Origin of the sequence: Pedobacter sp. MR2016-19 (assembly GCF_014947265.1) — a bacterium.
GTDB lineage: Bacteria > Bacteroidota > Bacteroidia > Sphingobacteriales > Sphingobacteriaceae > Pedobacter.
Map to the genome: position 1 here is coordinate 1 of NZ_JADCNK010000019.1, position 18,571 is coordinate 18,571.

The 18,571-nt window shown below is 41.1% G+C and carries 18 protein-coding genes; 3 read left to right on the forward strand and 15 right to left on the reverse strand.

Features of this window, described 5'->3' with window-relative positions; all coding sequences use genetic code 11:
• Positions 1–246 precede the first annotated feature (246 nt).
• A complete protein-coding gene (locus IM793_RS19530; protein ID WP_193424255.1) occupies positions 247–1,074 on the reverse strand; it encodes a hypothetical protein in 828 nt (275 codons plus the stop codon).
• A gap of 248 nt (positions 1,075–1,322) precedes the next feature.
• On the opposite strand from IM793_RS19530, the gene IM793_RS19535 reads away from it, so the two are divergent.
• A complete protein-coding gene (locus tag IM793_RS19535) occupies positions 1,323–1,652 on the forward strand; it encodes a hypothetical protein (RefSeq protein WP_193424256.1) in 330 nt (109 codons plus the stop codon).
• 145 nt (positions 1,653–1,797) lie between these two features.
• Here IM793_RS19535 and IM793_RS19540 read toward each other — a convergent pair whose 3' ends face one another.
• Positions 1,798–1,998: a hypothetical protein gene (locus tag IM793_RS19540; RefSeq protein ID WP_193424258.1), complete on the reverse strand. Its 201-nt coding sequence runs from the start codon at positions 1,996–1,998 to the stop codon at positions 1,798–1,800.
• Positions 1,999–2,193: 195 nt separating this feature from the next.
• Between IM793_RS19540 and IM793_RS25030 the strand changes: the two genes are divergently transcribed.
• A complete protein-coding gene (locus IM793_RS25030) occupies positions 2,194–2,325 on the forward strand; it encodes a hypothetical protein (RefSeq protein WP_255512124.1) in 132 nt (43 codons plus the stop codon).
• 9 nt (positions 2,326–2,334) lie between these two features.
• Positions 2,335–3,039: a type 1 glutamine amidotransferase domain-containing protein gene (locus IM793_RS19545; protein ID WP_227256324.1), complete on the forward strand. Its 705-nt coding sequence runs from the start codon at positions 2,335–2,337 to the stop codon at positions 3,037–3,039.
• 362 nt (positions 3,040–3,401) lie between these two features.
• Here the strand turns inward: IM793_RS19545 and IM793_RS19550 are convergent, their stop codons facing one another.
• The 13 genes from IM793_RS19550 to IM793_RS19610 all read right to left on the reverse strand — a co-directional run bounded on the left by IM793_RS19550 (position 3,402) and on the right by IM793_RS19610 (position 18,567).
• A complete protein-coding gene (locus tag IM793_RS19550; RefSeq protein ID WP_193424260.1) occupies positions 3,402–3,854 on the reverse strand; it encodes a hypothetical protein in 453 nt (150 codons plus the stop codon).
• A 372-nt stretch (positions 3,855–4,226) separates the two neighbouring features.
• Complete coding sequence (locus IM793_RS19555; protein ID WP_193424262.1) at positions 4,227–4,646, reverse strand: response regulator transcription factor; 420 nt, start codon at positions 4,644–4,646, stop codon at positions 4,227–4,229.
• Positions 4,647–4,886: 240 nt separating this feature from the next.
• A complete protein-coding gene (locus tag IM793_RS19560; RefSeq protein ID WP_193424264.1) occupies positions 4,887–5,435 on the reverse strand; it encodes a GNAT family N-acetyltransferase in 549 nt (182 codons plus the stop codon).
• Positions 5,432–6,529 (reverse strand): aminotransferase class III-fold pyridoxal phosphate-dependent enzyme, encoded by a 1,098-nt coding sequence (locus IM793_RS19565; RefSeq protein WP_193424266.1) that lies wholly within the window; start codon positions 6,527–6,529, stop codon positions 5,432–5,434. Before IM793_RS19565 ends, IM793_RS19560 begins: the two co-directional genes overlap by 4 nt.
• Positions 6,530–6,587: 58 nt before the next feature.
• Positions 6,588–7,331, reverse strand: a complete 744-nt coding sequence (locus IM793_RS19570; RefSeq protein WP_193424268.1) for a phytanoyl-CoA dioxygenase family protein — start codon at positions 7,329–7,331, stop codon at positions 6,588–6,590.
• Positions 7,324–8,286, reverse strand: a complete 963-nt coding sequence (locus IM793_RS19575) for a phosphotransferase (RefSeq protein ID WP_193424270.1) — start codon at positions 8,284–8,286, stop codon at positions 7,324–7,326. Before IM793_RS19575 ends, IM793_RS19570 begins: the two co-directional genes overlap by 8 nt.
• Complete coding sequence (locus IM793_RS19580; RefSeq protein WP_193424272.1) at positions 8,276–9,457, reverse strand: glycosyltransferase family 4 protein; 1,182 nt, start codon at positions 9,455–9,457, stop codon at positions 8,276–8,278. Before IM793_RS19580 ends, IM793_RS19575 begins: the two co-directional genes overlap by 11 nt.
• Positions 9,457–12,309, reverse strand: a complete 2,853-nt coding sequence (locus IM793_RS19585; RefSeq protein ID WP_193424274.1) for a glycosyltransferase — start codon at positions 12,307–12,309, stop codon at positions 9,457–9,459. Before IM793_RS19585 ends, IM793_RS19580 begins: the two co-directional genes overlap by 1 nt.
• 6 nt (positions 12,310–12,315) lie before the next feature.
• A complete protein-coding gene (locus tag IM793_RS19590) occupies positions 12,316–13,314 on the reverse strand; it encodes a PIG-L deacetylase family protein (RefSeq protein WP_193424276.1) in 999 nt (332 codons plus the stop codon).
• A 9-nt stretch (positions 13,315–13,323) separates the two neighbouring features.
• Positions 13,324–14,856, reverse strand: coding sequence for an SPASM domain-containing protein (locus IM793_RS19595; RefSeq protein WP_193424278.1), 1,533 nt, complete (start codon positions 14,854–14,856; stop codon positions 13,324–13,326).
• Positions 14,853–17,228 carry a radical SAM protein gene (locus tag IM793_RS19600; RefSeq protein ID WP_193424280.1) on the reverse strand — a complete coding sequence of 792 codons (2,376 nt, stop codon included), beginning with the start codon at positions 17,226–17,228 and terminating at the stop codon, positions 14,853–14,855. The genes IM793_RS19595 and IM793_RS19600 overlap by 4 nt, the downstream gene beginning before the upstream one ends.
• A 2-nt stretch (positions 17,229–17,230) precedes the next feature.
• A complete protein-coding gene (locus IM793_RS19605) occupies positions 17,231–18,046 on the reverse strand; it encodes a glycosyltransferase family 2 protein (RefSeq protein ID WP_193424282.1) in 816 nt (271 codons plus the stop codon).
• Positions 18,047–18,096: 50 nt separating this feature from the next.
• A complete protein-coding gene (locus IM793_RS19610) occupies positions 18,097–18,567 on the reverse strand; it encodes a hypothetical protein (RefSeq protein ID WP_193424284.1) in 471 nt (156 codons plus the stop codon).
• Between the last annotated feature and the right edge of the window lie 4 nt (positions 18,568–18,571).

An 18,571-nucleotide genomic window follows, 5' to 3' on the forward strand; every position in this document is an offset into this window, starting at 1 on the left:
ATGAGCGAGGACTTGGAGGGAGAGCAGGACTTTCATAACCTAAAAGCACCGAACCCAGCTTTTCCAAATAATATTAAACACCTTAAAGCGGGTTTAAACCTGGCACCAGCAAAAATAATTTAACCACAGATAAAAAGGATGGACACAGATATGAAAATCCGTGAACAGTGATTTCTAATTTACAGCAAGGCGATAATCATTAACCGGTTGGCCTGGCGAATCATGGCCAGAAAATTTGGCTATATTTTACTGCTGTTTAGTTGATCTTAACCAAATGAGCTTATTGTGATGGGAGAAACTGTAAATATCATTCCACCAGGTTGCCCCTCCCCGGCATGAGGACATTAATAGCCGATTCTTTTTATCCAGTACCACATCACAAAAGCCTGAACATTTCGCCTGGGGTGCATTGGGCTCAGCAAGTATGCTAAAACGCTTCGATTTGGGATTGTACAGATAAATACTAAAAGTGCGGTAAACCCCCATACCTGCGTCTGGTATGGAAAATGCAACATCTTCAAAACCATCGAAATTGTAATCGGCAATCGTGCCATGCCGCTGTGGATCTGGATGATCAAATCCTGGAAGCTGGGTTTTAATTGTATTACCATCGCTATAACTGAAGGTGAGCAGGTTGTCGGATGTATGCCTGAAGGAAATCAGTACGTCATGAAGAAGATACTTGTCAATTCTTACTTCGTCTCCGGGTGCTATGATCTGCTCCAACTGAAAACGTCTGCCATCTTTAGCCCGTTTGTACCATACACCTGATAATTTTCCAGCCTCCCGGGTAAGTCCGTAACTGCCGGTTGCCTTTCCTCCAATCACCTCATCCCATACATAAGTTATTTTGGATTGCGCTGACTTTTCCTGGCTGCTTAAGGTTTTTAGCTGTAAAGCGATAAGGCCTTGCTGACCATGATATTGGACAAATGCGCCCTTACCATCAGTACCAAAGTAAATATCCAGCCTGAAAGGTTTCGTTTCATTTGTGGATTTAAGCGAAAATGGCTGGGCTAATACCCGGAAAAACAGTAACACGAACAGGGTTACGGAGAGCAACTTCTTAAGCATCTTTTTTTAGTTTTATATCTCTCTTTGGAATTATTGTGCCATTAATTTTAAACAACTGAGCACTAAAATAATGAATCCTTTTCATGATCTATAAATTATTAGCAATGCAAAACCAGCAAATTTATGCTTCCAATACACTCGATTATATCATAAATTGATATGCTAACTGCTGTTTTCTACAATCGTGTCTCTTAAAATCAAACTTTAGTCTTTCTTAAATGTTAACCATTAAATCTAATTAATGGATTATGACAGAAGAGCAAAAAACAGAAGCTATAAAATTAGTGAAACAAGGCCTTGAAACCATACAGGCACGTGAATATAGAGAAATTGCAGAGATCCCTACAGAAGGCAAACAACAATTTGAAATAAAGTATAGCTTTGTTAACGAGGGAGTAGAAGGGATTTTTAATATTATTGGAAATACCGAGGCTAATGGCGCTGAAGCGGAAGTTAGTTTAGTGAGCGAATTTACAGATGATCCACTGCATTCAATTTCTGATTTAACCAAGGAACAGATTAACACCGATTTAAGAAGTGCGCAGGATTTCTTGAATAAGAATTTAAACATTGTCTAGTCGCCAACCATATATAATCCCACACATTAATGCTAATGTCTCAAAATATGCGTAGAGAAAGTTGCGCTATTTTAGGAAAAGTGGGAAAAGGCATAGACAAATAAAATACGCCAATTGAGGAACAAAGGCTCTTCATACCTAATAATTAAGTAGTTCCACCAGCATTACTTGCAAGGTCTCCACCAACATCTTCCTCATCATCTGTTTTGCCGGTAAGGCCACGCTGTACTTCATTGTCATCAACTTGTTTTTCCTCATTCGGACTTATTTGCGACTGGCCATTGCGGTCTTCAGCATCCGTGTCTCTTGGTTCAATGTTATCATTCATAATAATGTTATCATTCATAATCGTTTTTCTTAATAAAACATGCAAATGGCGATAAGGTTTAAACAATTAAGGCAATTTTAGATCATGGGGTTAAAACAGGTGTGTATTATCAAAATCCAATCTTTTTTTTATGCTGTTAAGCATTTCTTTTCAGCTTTTGCGAACCATTAGTCGCTTAAACTTGTTATCTGTATATACTAAAATCCGAAAAACATGAAAGATCCAAAAGAACAAGAAGAGGAAAATGTAGAACAGCAAACTGAAAATACACAAGATTCCAATTGGGATGAACACCAGCGTGTAGATGAAGAAGGTAATGAACTTGATCCTGAAGACATAAAATAATAATACATTATGAAAAGAATATTAATGGTGATGACTTCTCATCGCGACATGCAGAACACTGAAGATAAAACCGGGGTATGGCTTGGCGAATTTACCGATCCCTATTATGAATTTATTGATGCAGGCTATCAGGTAGATCTGGTGAGCCCTAAAGGAGGACGACCGCCAGTAGACGCAATGAGTGAGCTAACTGAAAACATTACCGGATCTAACCGTAGATTTCAGGATGATGATCATGCAAAAAACGCCTTTTCGCATACCAGCACCTTGAACGGGATCCAGGCTAGTGACTATGATGCGGTGTTTTATCCCGGCGGGCATGGGCCACTTTGGGATTTAGCAGTCGACAATAATAGCGGTATCCTGATTCATGACTTTTTAGACGCTGGCAAACCCGTGGCAGCGGTATGTCATGGTCCGGCAGCATTGCTTAGTGCCGAAAACATACGTCCTGGTTTTTTAAAGGGCAAAAGGATTTCGGCTTTTAGCAATACAGAAGAAACGATGGTTGGCCGTGGTGACCATGTTCCTTATCTGCTGCAAACAAAAATAGAAGAACTGGGGGCTGAAATAAAAAATAGTTTAGTGCCCTTCCTTTCCCATGTGGAAATTGATGGGTTGTTAATTACCGGACAGAATCCATTATCATCAGGGCCTGTTGCTAAAGCACTTATTGAACGGCTTGCAGATAATCCACAACAGCAATCGGAATAATCGCCAGAAACAGTACTACCAGAAAACAATGGAGAACATTGATTACACCTATAAAACATAAGCAATGGAAAACATTAATGGCATTGCTGGCGAGGAAACATATTAAAATTTAGCAGATACAAAATTAAGAAAGAAAAGCTTGGTGAGGATAGTGAATATCCTGGAGGCATAAGACTTTTTTTTAAGAAGGGTGATCGTTTTATCACCCTTCTTTTTGACAGGAAAAACCTCCTTAAATTTTTATCGATAACAAATGAGATCATCGGTTCCTCCATCAATTGATTTGGCATGCTTATATTATATAAAAAGGTCGAAGAGAATATTCCGACCTTAATATAATTTATTCCTGATTATTTAATGACTTACGATGGAACGATGACATATAAACATATTGATGACCAAGTACTAGCTGCCTCATATAATCCCCTTCTGTAATCCTGGTTTCCCATCAAAGGGTTTTCAGATCTATCATAGTAAACCTGAATCATTCGCAATAAATCATCATAGGCAGGACCGGAAATCTGTAAAGATTGCTTAGCTACTGTTTGTGTTTTCCCATTAACAGTTTCTTGTACCCATACAGTCCCTACATCAGCCAAATATGTAGTAAAAGCATCAATATCGTTAAATGCAGATTTGAAACCAGCATTGTAATCGGCACTTTCCAAGGGCCACCACACTGTTGTAACCTTGCTAAATCCTAATCCAAAAATGGAATTTCCAGTTCCGCCACCTGGACCAACTTGAGCAGAAACGCTATTTGTATGCAACATTCCAATACAGATAACAAAAGCGATAATAAATAATTTTTTCATAGTAATTTTAATTTACATAAACATATCTAAATCTAATTATCAAAACAAATCTGTACATGTAAAATTCATGATATGAATTAAAATAATACAATTAACACAAACTAATATGTAAATATTAGAATAGTTGTTCCTCACTGGCGCAAGCATTAGTTCTATCAATAAAGCACTATCCTTGCAACCAAAACTCAATTAATAAGCTGCTTTTAAATATCTATAGTGGACTTTACGATTCGCCATCTTCACCTGTAGTGTAGATTAGACTATAAAGTAAATTTACTTTTAAGGTATATCGGAAAAATGTTAACCACAATTATTTATTAGGCCTTTAAATAACCAAGTTGTGAAACCTTATCCTTTTTATTTTAATTAAAATCAACAGATAAGCTTATACCCCACTCCTCTTAAACTGATGATCTGTATTTCAGGTTCGCTTTTTAAAAGCTTGCGCAGGTGTGCCATAAAAACATCCATGCTACGGCCATTGTAAAAACTGTCTTCTCCCCATATTTTGATCAAAGCATCCTGCCGTTCCAAAATGCTATTGCGATTTTTCAACAGTAATTCGAGCAGAACGGTTTCTTTATAAGAAAGTGAATATTCACCTACAGAAGTTTTTAATCTTTGGGCAACCGGATCGAGTTCACAATTCATGAACTGGTATTTTCTAACGAGTTCATTTTCTTCCTTTTGCGTATGTCCAAATCTCTTTAAAAGAGATTCCATGCGTACCAGCAGTTCATCAATACTAAATGGTTTTTTAAGGTAATCATCTCCACCACTTTTAAATCCCATCACCACATCTTCAGTAAGGGCTTTTGCGCTCGAAAAGATAATCAGGATATGGGATCCGATTTTCTGATTTCGGTAGCCAGCTTATAGCCGTCTTTTTGCGGCATCATGATATCTAGTATCCAGATATCGGCGATGAATTCCGGGTTGACTTTGAAGGGATTGAATACGTCATGGACCAACACCTTGGATAAAAGCCATGATAATGGCGCTTTTACGTCATCAGCTGTGGCGGATGATGCGCTAATCGTGATTTATCATGATCGGTTTATAGCGATTAGCCAGCAACTTATTTAATGGGTAAGATTTATATTTCGTTTTTGTTAACAAAAAATATTGATAGGTTTCATCCTGGCATTGTAATTCAGCCCCGATCTTTTTAGCTGTACGTAATGAATTTTCGTTTCCAGGGAGGATACGTATCTCTAAGTTTTGGAAATGCATTTTATGAAAAACATAAAATAAAATCCCTGTTAGCAGCTTGCTGGTAAGTAGCATTTTTTTTGTGTCTATAGTATCAGCAACCATTATACCGAGTTCTGCAGAATCATTGGTAAGATTCTTGATCAATGCCACGCCCAGCGCCTCGTCATTACTTATAACCATAAAAAGATGAACCTTGCTGCTTTCAATCAGGTTCTCCTTAACCCAGTTAAGATGGCTTTCGTAAGGAATTTTGGCGCTATCACTCATCCCCATACGAACCTCCTGACGATTGATCAGGCTGTACAGCATGTCAGCATGCTGCGCCTTGAAACAATGTAGAACTGTATTACCAACAAGAATGCTCATAAGTATCGCTTGACTATTTGGCAGGCATTGATCAGCTGTTCCAGATCAACCTGGTAGTTAGGGAATAACCGGATATATCTATCATAAAAGCTAACGATAATTTTATTAGCCAAAAGCTCGTTGACAACCGCGCTCATATTATCAGGAGACCCCATATCAATGTTCCATAACGCGCCCTTACCGGATAAGCCATGTGCAGGCAAATGCTTTAAAATACAATCTTCTATGCGGGCGATATGTAAAGCCACATCAAGTTGGTTAAAAGCATTCAGGGTGGCGATTATGGATGAACATGCCAGGGGGTGGTTAAAATAAGTACCTCCTCCACGAAACTGTTGAAGAATAACAAAATCGTCTTTTAGTAAAATTGCGGAAACCGGAAAACCGTTACCCATTGCTTTTCCGGTTAAAACAATATCGGGTTTCAGGCCATAGGTTTTATGGAAAAAGGGAGTGCCTGTTCTGTAAAACCCGATGAGGATCTCATCATATATTTGGATCACACCGTAATGCGCAGCTAACTCCTCTAAACGACAATAAAATAACGGAGACGCTTTAAAACCGCCCCCACTCATCTGGATAGGTTCTATAATCACAGCTGCAACATTGCCAGATCGCATATGTTCTTCGCAAATGTTGAGTATATCGCTTTCGTCTTTTTCACCAACAAAAGGGATCTTAATTATTTGATCCGGTGTACCTGGATAGGAGTCAAAACCGAGCTGGCTTGCAAACAAGGTTTTGCCATGCATGCTCTTAGCAAAGCTGATGATCTTAGGCCGCATTTTTGAAGTCAGAGCCATCTTTACTGCGATTTCAACTGCGTTTGCGCCTGAATTATAAAATCCGTAAACATAATAACCATCCATATAGTTTTCCACTACCTGTTTCGCCTGCGCAAATATTTCCGTTTCAACAAAGCCCGGCGAGCTGTAATTCTGAAGCTGCTTTACTTGCTCTTCCATAACGCCGGCAAAATTATGTCCGAGGGAAACGGAACCATAACCCATGCAGAGGTCAAAATATTTTTGTCCGGAAGCGTCAACCAGGAAGTCGCCGTAGGCGGCTATAATTTGCATTTTTGGCTCATTCATTGATTTGTGGGTTAAGGTTTATCAGGTCATAGGTTAGGATCAGATCATATTCAAATTACTAGAAATTTGGTTTATCATTCTCAAAGTCATACATCCATATCGGCCTGAAATATTGTTGCTGGTCTGATGTTAACGAGTTTAATACCGCCGTGTTGAAACCCGGTTTATGAAACTGCATACCAAGATGGTTGTAAGAAAAGAATGCAGATACTCTCGGCTTACCTTCATTTTGCCAGATTGGACCGCCATGGGCCACATTTTCTGTAAAGATGATGGCAGAGCCCTTTTTGCATGTTATGTGGTGTAAAAATGGTGACTGTTCTCCATTTTTCAGCGAAACCATACTTTGTGGTACATTATAATTTGATTTATGACTGCCGGGTAAAAAGCATGTTCCACCGTCTCCTGCTTCAACATCATTGAATTCATATACTACGCGCAGCATCCCTGAATAAATATTGCCGTTGCTGTTAAAATACCGGAACATTGGCTCGGGTGTAGGCCCCCCATGATGAAGGTCCATTGGATGCCGGCCTCCTTTCTCGCGCCATATTACATAACCATAATCCATTCTTACATGTGGACCCAAAAGAGTATTCAGCACGGCGACAACTTTCGGAGGGTTGATCAACTGTGCTAAATGTCCGCCCGGTACGCAACGCTCTTCTTCCGGAAGAAGCTCTGGAGTAAATTTCATTTTAAATATCTGGTCCTTAATTTGTTCGCATTCATGAGCGGGGATTACGTCTTCAAGAACTAAAAAGCCGTTAAGGTCAAAAAGAAATTTTTGTTCGTCAGTCATGTTTATCATTTAGTTCGCAAATTATTTTGTTTATGTCCAGGCCTGCCAAACTGCCGGTTTTCATTGCATTTAATACATGTGCTTTAAAAGGATGATCAGCAAATTGACTTATATAGACATAAATAAGCATATTATAAAAATCCATCAGCAGCATCAGAGAAGCGGTGTCTACTACAGTTTTGCATTGCTTTTTATAGCCTGTCAGAAAGTTTTTGATAAAGTTCTCACCGGATGTTTGATAGTTATCTTTGCCCGCTAAACTAAGAAGCGTTACGTGGATAGTTATGGCTATATCGTATAAATATGGGGCCAGCATACACTCATCAAAATCAAACATATAAAGCTTGTTATCATAAAAGTGCATGTTCGATTGCGTAAGATCGCCGTGTATTACGCCCCATTCATTTTGAATAAGCTGGCTTGACTGTATTTCGGCCCATTTATTTTTCAGCAATTCAAGAATATGTGGTTCTTTTTTTATCCGTTGTTTGGCAAAATTTATCAGCACATCTCCGTCTAATCTCCGGTAATAATGTTTTTGGGAATCATATTGCCTGCTAAAGTTACGGAGCGAACCCATCGTTTCACCCCAAAGCTGAATAATGTCTGTTTGCGCAATTATATCCCGGTTTAAAGGCAGCCCTTTAATCAGTTCAAACATGCACACAATTACCTGTTGACCGTCTATCCAGAGTTGTTCAGCCAACTTATTATCAGCAGATCGGATCACTTTTGGAACAGGCACTTTGCCCCGCATAAATTGCATAAATTCAATCTCACCCAGTACAGAATCCATATCGCGGTGCTCAACCGGGGTAACACGCATTACCGCCGGTTCTGCATTGATCGTCACCTTATAAATATCATGGTTGGTACCATTTAATTTATGTTGCGGTTCGGCTCCCCAGAGTGAGGCTGCCGCATTGATCACCATATCAGAAAAATTAGAATTCATTAATCATGATTTGTTTATCGGTATAACCCGGTTCAAGTACTTTGTGTGATATCATTGCGCGGCGAAGATGTTTGTCCACCTCCATTCCGATATGGGTTATATTGTATTTTTCAACCACTGCTTCCCTTGCCTGCTGCGACATCGCCGCCAGTTTTTCAGGAGAGAATGCTATTTCATGCATGCACTTATAAAACCCTAACCAACCATTTCCGCCACGGTTAAGCAATCCATTTTTTTGATGATTGACAATCTCACTTAATCCGCCAGTATCATTGGCAATAACGGGTAAGCCCGCTGCCATGCCTTCCACAGCGATCATCCCAAAGGGCTCATACCTTGATGGCACCAGCATCACATCTGCAATCGTAAACAAATTCGCTAGATCTTCCCGTGTTTGCCACTCTAGAAGATGATAGTTTTCCTTAGGAACATCTTTAAGTAAGAACTCAAACTTTTCGGTAGGGCCGATAGCGATAAGATAGACGTCTTTTTTATCACATACCAACCTTCTGAAGGCACGGAACGCAATGTCGGCACCTTTGATATATTCAGAAAAGCGGCCGGATGTTAAAAAAACAATCGGTTTGCAACCATTGATCAACGGGATCTGAAACGTGGGATTGCTCCTGTTAACCTCAAGCCCCCTTATTTCGATGCCATTGCTGATTACGGCTACCGCTGATGAAAGTTTAAACCCGTGATTAAACGCACTGCAAAGCTCATTAACTGAGATAAAAATATTGAGAGCGGCACCCGAAGCAGCTTCTACTTGCGGTTTAGAAAGCAGGTTTTGCTTTGCAACCGACATTTTTTCGATGCCCCCATAAGGCGCAAACAATAATTGAAAATGGTTTACAATGGTCAATCCCGGCAATTGCTCTCTCAAATATTTTACGATAAAGCAGCCAAAGTGTAGCCCGCCAAGATTGTAGATGATATCGAAGTCGTATGGGTTGACATTGGTGATCAGGAAGTGCTTCAGGTTATCCACCGTGTTGTATATGTCATCAGGTACAGCAATGTGCAATCCCGGATCAGCATCATCAGTAGCGCGTGCCAACAAGGTCAAATCGTGAATTTTGCAAAGTTCATGGATCAACAAATGCGCAAACACTTCAGACCCGTTCCGGAAGAAGCTTCTATAATATTCGGTAATAACAAGTATTCTCATCAATTCGCAGAATTTATTTGCTTAAAAAGATCTTTGTGATTGCCCCATCGTTGAACAAACCGCTGATAGTTTTCAGCAAAGCGATCGTTTCTTTGATTATTATAGTGCAACACACTGGCATTACCGGCATAAACACATTTAAAATCCCGGCGACGGGCCTTCAAACAGAGATCTACATCTTCCATTTGGCTTCCTTCATACATTTCATCAAAACCGTTTACGGCAATCATTACTTCTCTTTTTACGATTAGAAATGTGGAGGGCAGCCAGGTCACTTCTGAAATATATTGATATCTGCCGTCGTCACTTTCTCCAATTCCGCGGGGTACCGGCCGTTGCTTTTCGTTAAAAAACGGATCGGCGCAGAAAATCTTTTGGTCCTCAGTTATCAGTCGCGGACCGATAAGGCTTGCATTGTGTTCAGCCATTACGGCTAGCATGGTATCCAAAGATTCTTGGGATGTGATCTCGGTATCATCGTCCATGAAGCAAACCAACGGTCGTTTGGTCAAACTAAAGCCGTTGTTGCGGTTAACCGAGCTCGACCGTTTTTCATCGATGACGTAAATAGCATCATCCTTTATACCAATCTTATGTAAAGATTGGATGCACCTGTTAAGGATTCTTTTTGAGTAACCTTTTTCAAATTTGAAAACCCTGGCAAAGAGTATCGGCTCGTTCAACTCATAAAATAAAACCTTGATAGTTGCCGAATTATGCCGGGCGGGCATGAAAGTAAGTGACAAGTTGAGATCCTGACCGCCGGGCTGTGTTACCCACTCGATTGGAATAGATACGGCTCTTGAAATTTCCTGTTTTCCTTTCCATTCTGCCTTGCCTGCAGCAACAACTTCACCTGTACCTGGTCTTGTTATTTGAATCTGCAGCGCACCTTCAACATGTTGTTCGCAACTAAAGCTTAATTCAATACGTGAGAAAGGAACCAATTCGGCAGGAAACTTTTGCACGAAGGAAGTGTAACCTGTCAGTTCAAAATATTGCGGCATCTGCCCTGAAACGGGCCGTCTTTGCGCGTAGTGTAGTTCTTTCTCATCAGCTTCGTAAAAAGCAATAACAAAATCAATCATGTCTTTTGTAAAAGCAGGTATTGGCTTCTGCTCATAAATAAATGGCGGTTGCGCGTTTACCCGTTGCAGCGGAAGGCCGATGCGGTCTATCGTTTTATCGGCCAGGCGTCTCCACATTTCATATGCACCTTCAGGTTTAAGCAAGTGGCTTGTGCGTTTAGAATTCAGCCTGTAGTAGTATAGCACTTTGTCGTAAAGTTCGATAGCACCCTTTTCTTCAAGCTTTAAGTAGATATCACAATCTTCACCGGCATAGTAAAAGTCGGAAAAACCCTCCCAGCCACTGGTGGCAGCGTATGCCTTGCGGCTAAGTAAGGTAGGCTGGCAATGGTTATGCAAATCGGTCACCATGCCATGCTGGTACTTGCGGTTCTCAAAAGGGAACCACTCGTCCATATCAACCAAAACTCCATTTTCATCAATGTATCGACGCTTTGCCCTGATAATACTGGCCCATGGTTTTAAGATCGCTTCACTGGAAAGGTCTTCAACAATTGTAGCGCCTAACATGTCATCATCATCTAGTGGTATGATATAATCTTCAACAGCAGCGGCACTTAGTGCATTGCGCGAGCGGGCGATTCCCTGGTTGGGGAAGAAGAAAACTCTCAGTTTGGGATGATCCAAGTCCTGCACGATATCCAATATGCGTCGTGACAGGGCGTCACCTCCATCCCACAAAAGATAATAAACCCAACGGTTGGAGGTTTGATACAGTACAGATTCGATACATGGAATAAGCCAGGCACCTTTAAAAACAGGAGTTTCTATTGATACGAAAGGTAAATTACTTCCGGGATTTGGTAATTGAGCATCATGTGTGGCCCATTTAATTAACCGTAGTTTGAACTGTTCGAGATATACGTCTTGTTCGCTGCTTCCTAACTCTTGTACGTTGCACTGGGGTATGTTTTCCATTTTAAACACATTCCATGGAGCCGCACCTCCTATTGATCTACCGGCATTTATCAATTCTTCTACCTGTGATCCTGCTTTCTTCTCCCACTGAAAGCGACCTTTATAATCACAGTTGATGCACGTATTTGTTTTCCCGGCCAAAACGGCGCACATACCCTTATACATTAATAACTGTTCGTAACTGTTTTCAAATAAGTTAACCCCAGCTTCAATTCCTTTAACACCAGATGGGCACATCAGCAATTCCCCTTTTGAGTTGATGACAATGGTTTTATTAGCTATTTCGCAGCATGGCGAAGAACCTTTAAATTGGGAAGTAACCTCTTCAGGTAACGAAGGACTGCTTGCTTTTGCAGGGCCAAACAAAGGTTCGCCAATATTGATATTTGAGCTTTTTAATTCGATAAACCTGCGATGAGTATAAAGCCCCTCATTGCTTTCGGGCCATATTGAAATATTGATCTTCGACTCAGGGTGCGCAGCGTTAAAGCTGCCTATTATTTTGCTGACAGCGGCCAGTTTTTCTTCTTCGTTATTGCAGGTTATTACCAGGTTGCCAAATCCCCTGAAATTGATGTAGGCAATTATTTCAGGATATAGATCTTCCAGCGATATAACAAAAAACAGATTTACCGATCGGGCGTAACTCCATGAGGCAAAATGATCAATTGTATTTTGGGTATTATGCAAGGCCAACTTCATTTGCACATAAACGCTTATTGCAATGGTGTTACCGTTAACCAGTTTTTTACAAATTGATTCAATCTTTTCAAGCCCCGCTTTACTGATCAGCTTGGAGGAGTTCTCTGTAATATCTTGATCATCAACAAGTAGAATAAAATCCATTGGTTATTAATTAAAGGGAATCAGTTTATAAAAGTGCTCTGCGCCTTCTGTTTCTTCGCCAGGTGTAAGGGTAGAAGCAGTAATATTTCTTTTCAAAATGTGACTTACCAGCGAACGGTTAACCGGGTTGAACGCAGAGAAATGGATATCGTAAAAGAGTTCCTTAATCCTTATCTGCGCACTAACGTCTTCAAAATGGTCAGCAATCTTTACAAAAGAGCATTCTGTTTTCCATAAAAAATCATCGATCAGATTGTAAGTTGCCGCATAAGGAAAATCCTGGTAAAGGAAAAAATCGATACCAGGAAAATAGTCGTGTTTAAAAAAATCGAGAATGATATTGTGCAAGATCGCGTTATCAGGATGATTGCCGATCGCCGCCGGGGCAAGTATAATTTGAGGCTTGAACTCGTTGATAACATTGTACACAGCATACTTCAGCGCTGCTGCAAGGTCGGCAGGCAGACCGGGCATGGAGCCTGTATCCCATCGGCCTTTTCTAACATTAAAATCCGGATAGTTTAAAAACTTGTTGGTACAATTGCAAAGCTTCGCAGAGATCTCCGCTTCATCGTGCCTTATGGCTGATATTTCCTCATCACTTTTAAATAAACCAGTAAGTGTGCAATCCGCAGTATTCGAAAAACAGATAAGATTTAGAATTTCCTTATCCTGCCACTTTAAACAGGCACCTCCAACAGAAAGATAGCTTGTTTGCGGATTAGGTGCAATCACCAGCACCTTTTGGCTCTTGTTACGATCGACTTTTTGAACTAACGGAAATGGAAGTTCAACTATAAAAGGGGTCAATTCTGTGAGCAATGCTGCACCTGCATGCGCTGAAATATCTTTTAGAGAGGTTAGTCCGTTACATAGCCGGCATACCTGCTCCTCTTCAGTTGTGACAGGGCGTAACTTTTGACTGCCAAAATATAATTCGTTTTGTATGACAGTGACGTGTGGCAATAAAAGAGGGTAGATATCCCTGCTGCTTGTTTGATCCATCGAAAAAATTTATGAATTTGCCAACATGTTCAAATCGTGCATATACACGGTATTTATTCTAAAAATAGGATCCTTAATAGTTTGTTTAAACTCCTGATGCAAGGGGTGCGAAACAAGCTGCACGGCCCGGCTTAGGTATTCTTCTTCTGAGTAAGTGCCCCAATTGAGGATTTGCTTAAAGCAAATAAAATCTGCAGAAACCTTCAGTCCGATCTCTACAAAGTCTTTCATTTCCCTGAAATTATTTTCCTGCACTACAAAATGCAATTCAAAGGATTTTATCTTTCCCGCTCTTCTTAATTCGCCCACAAAATCGAGGTTCTCCAATAGTACATCCCAGTTTCCGCCGCGGTTCAGCATATAAGTGGGTGCACTGCCCGCATCAACAGAAATGTCTATTTTAGCAACGGCTGTATTACAAATAGATCCCCAGGTTTTAGGTGTCAATAAAAGACCGTTAGTTGATAACGTAATGCGAAGTCCGGAGGCTGTAGACGGATCAAAACTGCGCAAAAATGAGTGAAATAATTGACTACCGAAAGGATCGCCGCTACCGGTGATGATCAACTCCTTCACATTTTTTAGCGACTGGTTTACTACACGGTCATGAATGATTTCGGCATTTTCTTTAGACTTTCCTTTAAGTACTACCATGCCTTTCCTGCAAGATGGGCAGCTTAAATTGCAGGAACGGTCGTATGACATGTTAATGGTAAGCGGCCCCTGCTCAACGCGGGTGATATGATTATCAATAAATTCCCTGTGCCTTGGGCTTTTGATTTCCTCTTTTAGGGGCAGGGAATTGCTTTGCAAATAACCGCATGTTGCCTCACTGCAATACTTGAAACTGCCGTCAAGAATAGATTCGCGGATGGCTATCGCACGGGGAGAATTCCAGGTGTCCATAAACGTATCAGAAACCAGGTCTCCTGCAGCTTCGGGTAATGTTTGCGGACAGCATAGATACATTTGGCCCAACGGGTCTATCTGTGCAAAGTCGAAAGGGAACTGGCAAAAACGACCTAGAAATTTATTATGGTGATTCTCCGGTTTAGGCAGACCGATATTGGTTGAAGCTGTTGCGTCTACCGGAGGCAGGCCCGCTAATATTTTTTGTAATTCGATACCTAAAGGATCGGGGCTTCCCGGCGCATTTAAAATATCAGAAATTCCGACATTGTAGATTACAGCAACACTTTCCGGCGGAAGCTTTGACTGCAGTTGCGCAACCATACGCTCAACCGTTTGGTTTATAAGCGTACTGAATGGAACGGATGTGCTCTTCTCCTTTTGGCGCTCGATATAAGTTTTAAATATGATTGCAAGCTCGGCTTTATTTGCCGATGGCCTTCCATTCCAGTAATTCGAAAGGAATTTTAATGGTGACGGCGCATTGTTTTCGGCTTCGCGCAGGCATATAGCAGCAACTTCCGTTTTGATGTTTAGAATGGCATTTTCAAATAATTCCCGCAGGTCGTCATCTTTAACTACCCTTTTGCAGATTTCGGCCCAATGGCTGTTTTCGACAATTTCCTTTATCATCGCAGTGCTATTTGTTTTTTCAGTTCAGAAGGGCAGAAATCGCAATTTCCGCATAAAGTGTCGTAGTTGCCTTTTATAAAACCCGAGAGCTTTTCAAATTGCAGTTGCTGCAGGGTTGTGCTGTTAATATTACCATGAGCAGTAACCCGTTGATAATCCATCGCGCAAAGGCGCATGGTGCCGTCTGCAGAAATAAAGGCTAAATTCTTAGCGATCTTACAAAGGTTGTCGGTTTCATCATGATCTTTAAAAACATCAACCACCACCCGTTGGTCGCCGGCATATCTGGTAAAGAACGAATCCATTTTTACTGATTTCATGCCCGCTCCAAGCAAGCCAGCCCGGTTATTCACGGGGTGCAGCCATATCTGCGTTGCCGAACTACCCCGCCAGTTCTCTACAAACTGATCAACCTCGTGCTCATTTTGCTCACAAACTACAAAGCTTACGTTCACTTTGATATCGGCGTTTAATTCCTTCTTTATTTCGAGCGCTCGTTCTATATTAGCTTTTACTTTATGGAAGTTCTTCATACCCATCACCAACTCATGGGTAGATCCGGTAGCGGCATTCACGCTGAAATTAATGCTTTTTAACCCGGCCTTAACCAATTGCCTGAAGATGTTTTCGTTCATCAGTGCCCCATTACTCGTCATAGCCACGTAGGCGTTTGCGGCGGTTAGTATTTCGACGATCTGTTCGATTTGCGGATGCAGGAGCGATTCGCCGATACCACACAATACCACCAGTCGCTGCGGGCCATTTTTAATATTATTGGCTAAGTTTTCAACGGTACTTATGGCGATAAATGATTTCACATCGGGCATTACCGAGCGCGGGCAAAAACCACAAGTAGCATTACAGCGTGAAGTGACCTCCAAATCTATAACGAGTTTATTTACATCGCTCATTGTTTGATATTGGAAAAACTTATTTGCCGTTATCACCTCCCGCTTTTTAACAGCGTGAGTATATGCTGCGATTGCGGTTTGGAAGTTGCCATCGAGTCCAAATTTCCTGTCTTTAATTTCCCAGCCCCATGGCGTAAATCGATGGTCTATATTTTTAAAATGCCCCAGTGCTTCCTCTATCTTAAATTCAAGTGTGAGGTTTTGGGTAGATAGTCTTCTTAAGTAAAGAGGTGCATTTATCATGCCTACTTTTGTGCCTGCCTGGTCGATATGATGGAATAAAAGTGTATCCTCGCCTGCGTTCCGCAATGAGGAATCTGCAACGTATCCACCCAATTGGTGCAATAGTTTCTTTTGGATGATATAGGGTTGATTAACCTCAAAGGTATCATTTGATATACCGTCGATAATGTAGCGTTTCCTGGCTTGGAGCGGGTGTTCTACCAACCCAATGATCTGTGTGTTTCCGCGAAATACCAAGGTTTCAGGATTGGCGAAAACAGCTCCGGCAAAGCGCCGTAACGAGTCGGGCACCAGCATATCATCATCATCAATCGGAAATATAAAATCGCCGGTAGCTTGCACTGCCAGATCATGCCTGGTTGGCCCAGTACCTTTGTTTACCTGGATATAAGAAGACACCCGTGGATCGCTGATTTTCGACAATACCATTGCGATCTTTTCCAGTTCGGCAGGTGAAGGGCCATCTACCGCGATAAGCAGTTCCCAATTGGGCCATATTTGTGCAATTACCGAATTGATCATTTGTTCAACAAAGGCCGATTTAAATACCGGGCAAATGATGCTGAATTTGGGGCCCTCAAAAGCATGATCGCCATCAGCCGGTAATTTAACCCGGGCAAAATAGTGATGGGTTTTTATCCTGAACTGCGACGGCACGGCAGATTTGATCTCTTCTCCTTCTCTTGCCAACAGGGTTTCGTAATCAGCAGCAAGTGCTTCGGCGGAATTAAGTATCATATTTCCAGCCCACTCACGGCCATCAAAATTAAAGCCGCTAAAATTCATCCGTTTTGACTGAACATCATTTGTGCGGCCATTAGCGATCAGAAAGAACTCTGTTGTTTTGTAAGCTGTATTTGTTTCAGCAGCAAGCGATTTCGCAGGAGCTAAATAGCAGCAAGAAGTAACGGAATTATTTCTGTCTTCATTTTCATCGTTGCCAAAAATAAAGTCTGTGCCGGGGTCGGATAAATTGTAAGCCGTATTTTTTGAGGGCGAAAAACCTGTAATAGCGGTTATATCTTTCAGCCCTGATAAAACCACATCGTCAATAAACAGTACGTTTGCGGCTGATGATTTACTAAGGTGTTTAGATATAGTTTGGCCCGCGTGGTCATCAATTGAATATTCAATTACCGAACCGGAATGCCCATCCAATAATTGAGATAAGTTAAGGTTGCGAACTTTTTGCGTTTTGCGAATCAGTATGTCGATCATGGTCAAATGGGGTCATGTTTACCTGCGAATTCCATTTTTAATAATAGTTCTTGATGCCCAGCCATATGGCTCCATCGTTCAGTGAACTTGTCGAAGTTGCGCCATATAATGCGATGCTTTTCCTCCGTTGCTTTCTGCCTGTAGGTAGAATGTCCGTAGTGAAACACAAAGCAATCTTCAATAATTGCCAGTTTATACTCTATTTTTCTTATTTGGCAGCACAGATCCAAATCTTCAAAGTAACCATGCTCATAAACGTCATCAAAAATGCCAAGGTCCTCAAAAAATTGCCTGTTAATGGCAAAACACATTCCTGTTAAATAAGAAGTGTAAGTAAATCCTTTTTTCAGGCCGGCAGCAGCGCTATTTAATAGCTGCTTTTGATCGTCAGTTGGCAATGGAAATTCAAATCTCAAATGCTGTAACGATTCTCTGAATTGAAAAAGATCTGTAGGATGGTTAGATACCGGCCCTGCAGCCTTAACATCAGTAAAACGCTCTAACACTTCTATTAGCTTACTGTCAAATGCAATAGTAGGTATAGTATCATTGTTCAACAATATCACATACTTGCTTTCACAATGGCGCATTCCTTCCCTTACGGTTTTCTTGAATCCTTCATTGAACTCCTTCTTTATAAATTTAAAAGCAGCCTCGCAGCGATTCAGGTAGGAAAGTACTTTTTCACATTCATGCGCGTCTGAGCCATCGTCCACAACAACCAGGACGCAATCAAGCGTCATAGCGTGGATAATAGAATCTAAACACTGTATAGTTAACTCACTTTTATTAAAAAAAGGAATTAAGACATCTACCATGGATGATGCGTCCGAAAACTATAATAAGAAAAAAATGGGCAGCAAAAAGCTTAGCGTTGTTGAGCAGCAAGAATTGCACGTCTGCAAATAGCTGCTTTAATAGCACTTGCAACCTGCGCATGATGAGCGTGAATTGCCTTTTGAAGTTGCGCCATTTGAGCATGCTTCAAAATAATCGCTTCGGCTAAAGTCTTCATTTTCACGTGCTGACGGATCACTGAACGTGCAGCTTCAGCGCATTCTGCATATTTCGCTGCTTTTTGTTCTTCCAGAGAAAGGTTAGCATTTTTTGACTTGGCTGAAACAAGCAATTTTACTTTTTCAACCATAGTTTTGGCTTCGTGGTGCTCCAACTGAACAGCTGTAGAAAGTTTTGCCATGGCAGCGTGATGGCTATGTAATGCGGTTTGTATCAACCCCATTTTCATGTGTCCGTAATGTAAAGAAAGGTTTGCTGCTTCTGCCTGAGCATGTGTTAGATGAACAATGTCAAGGTCGTTAAGATAAGAGTGGTTTTGCATGATT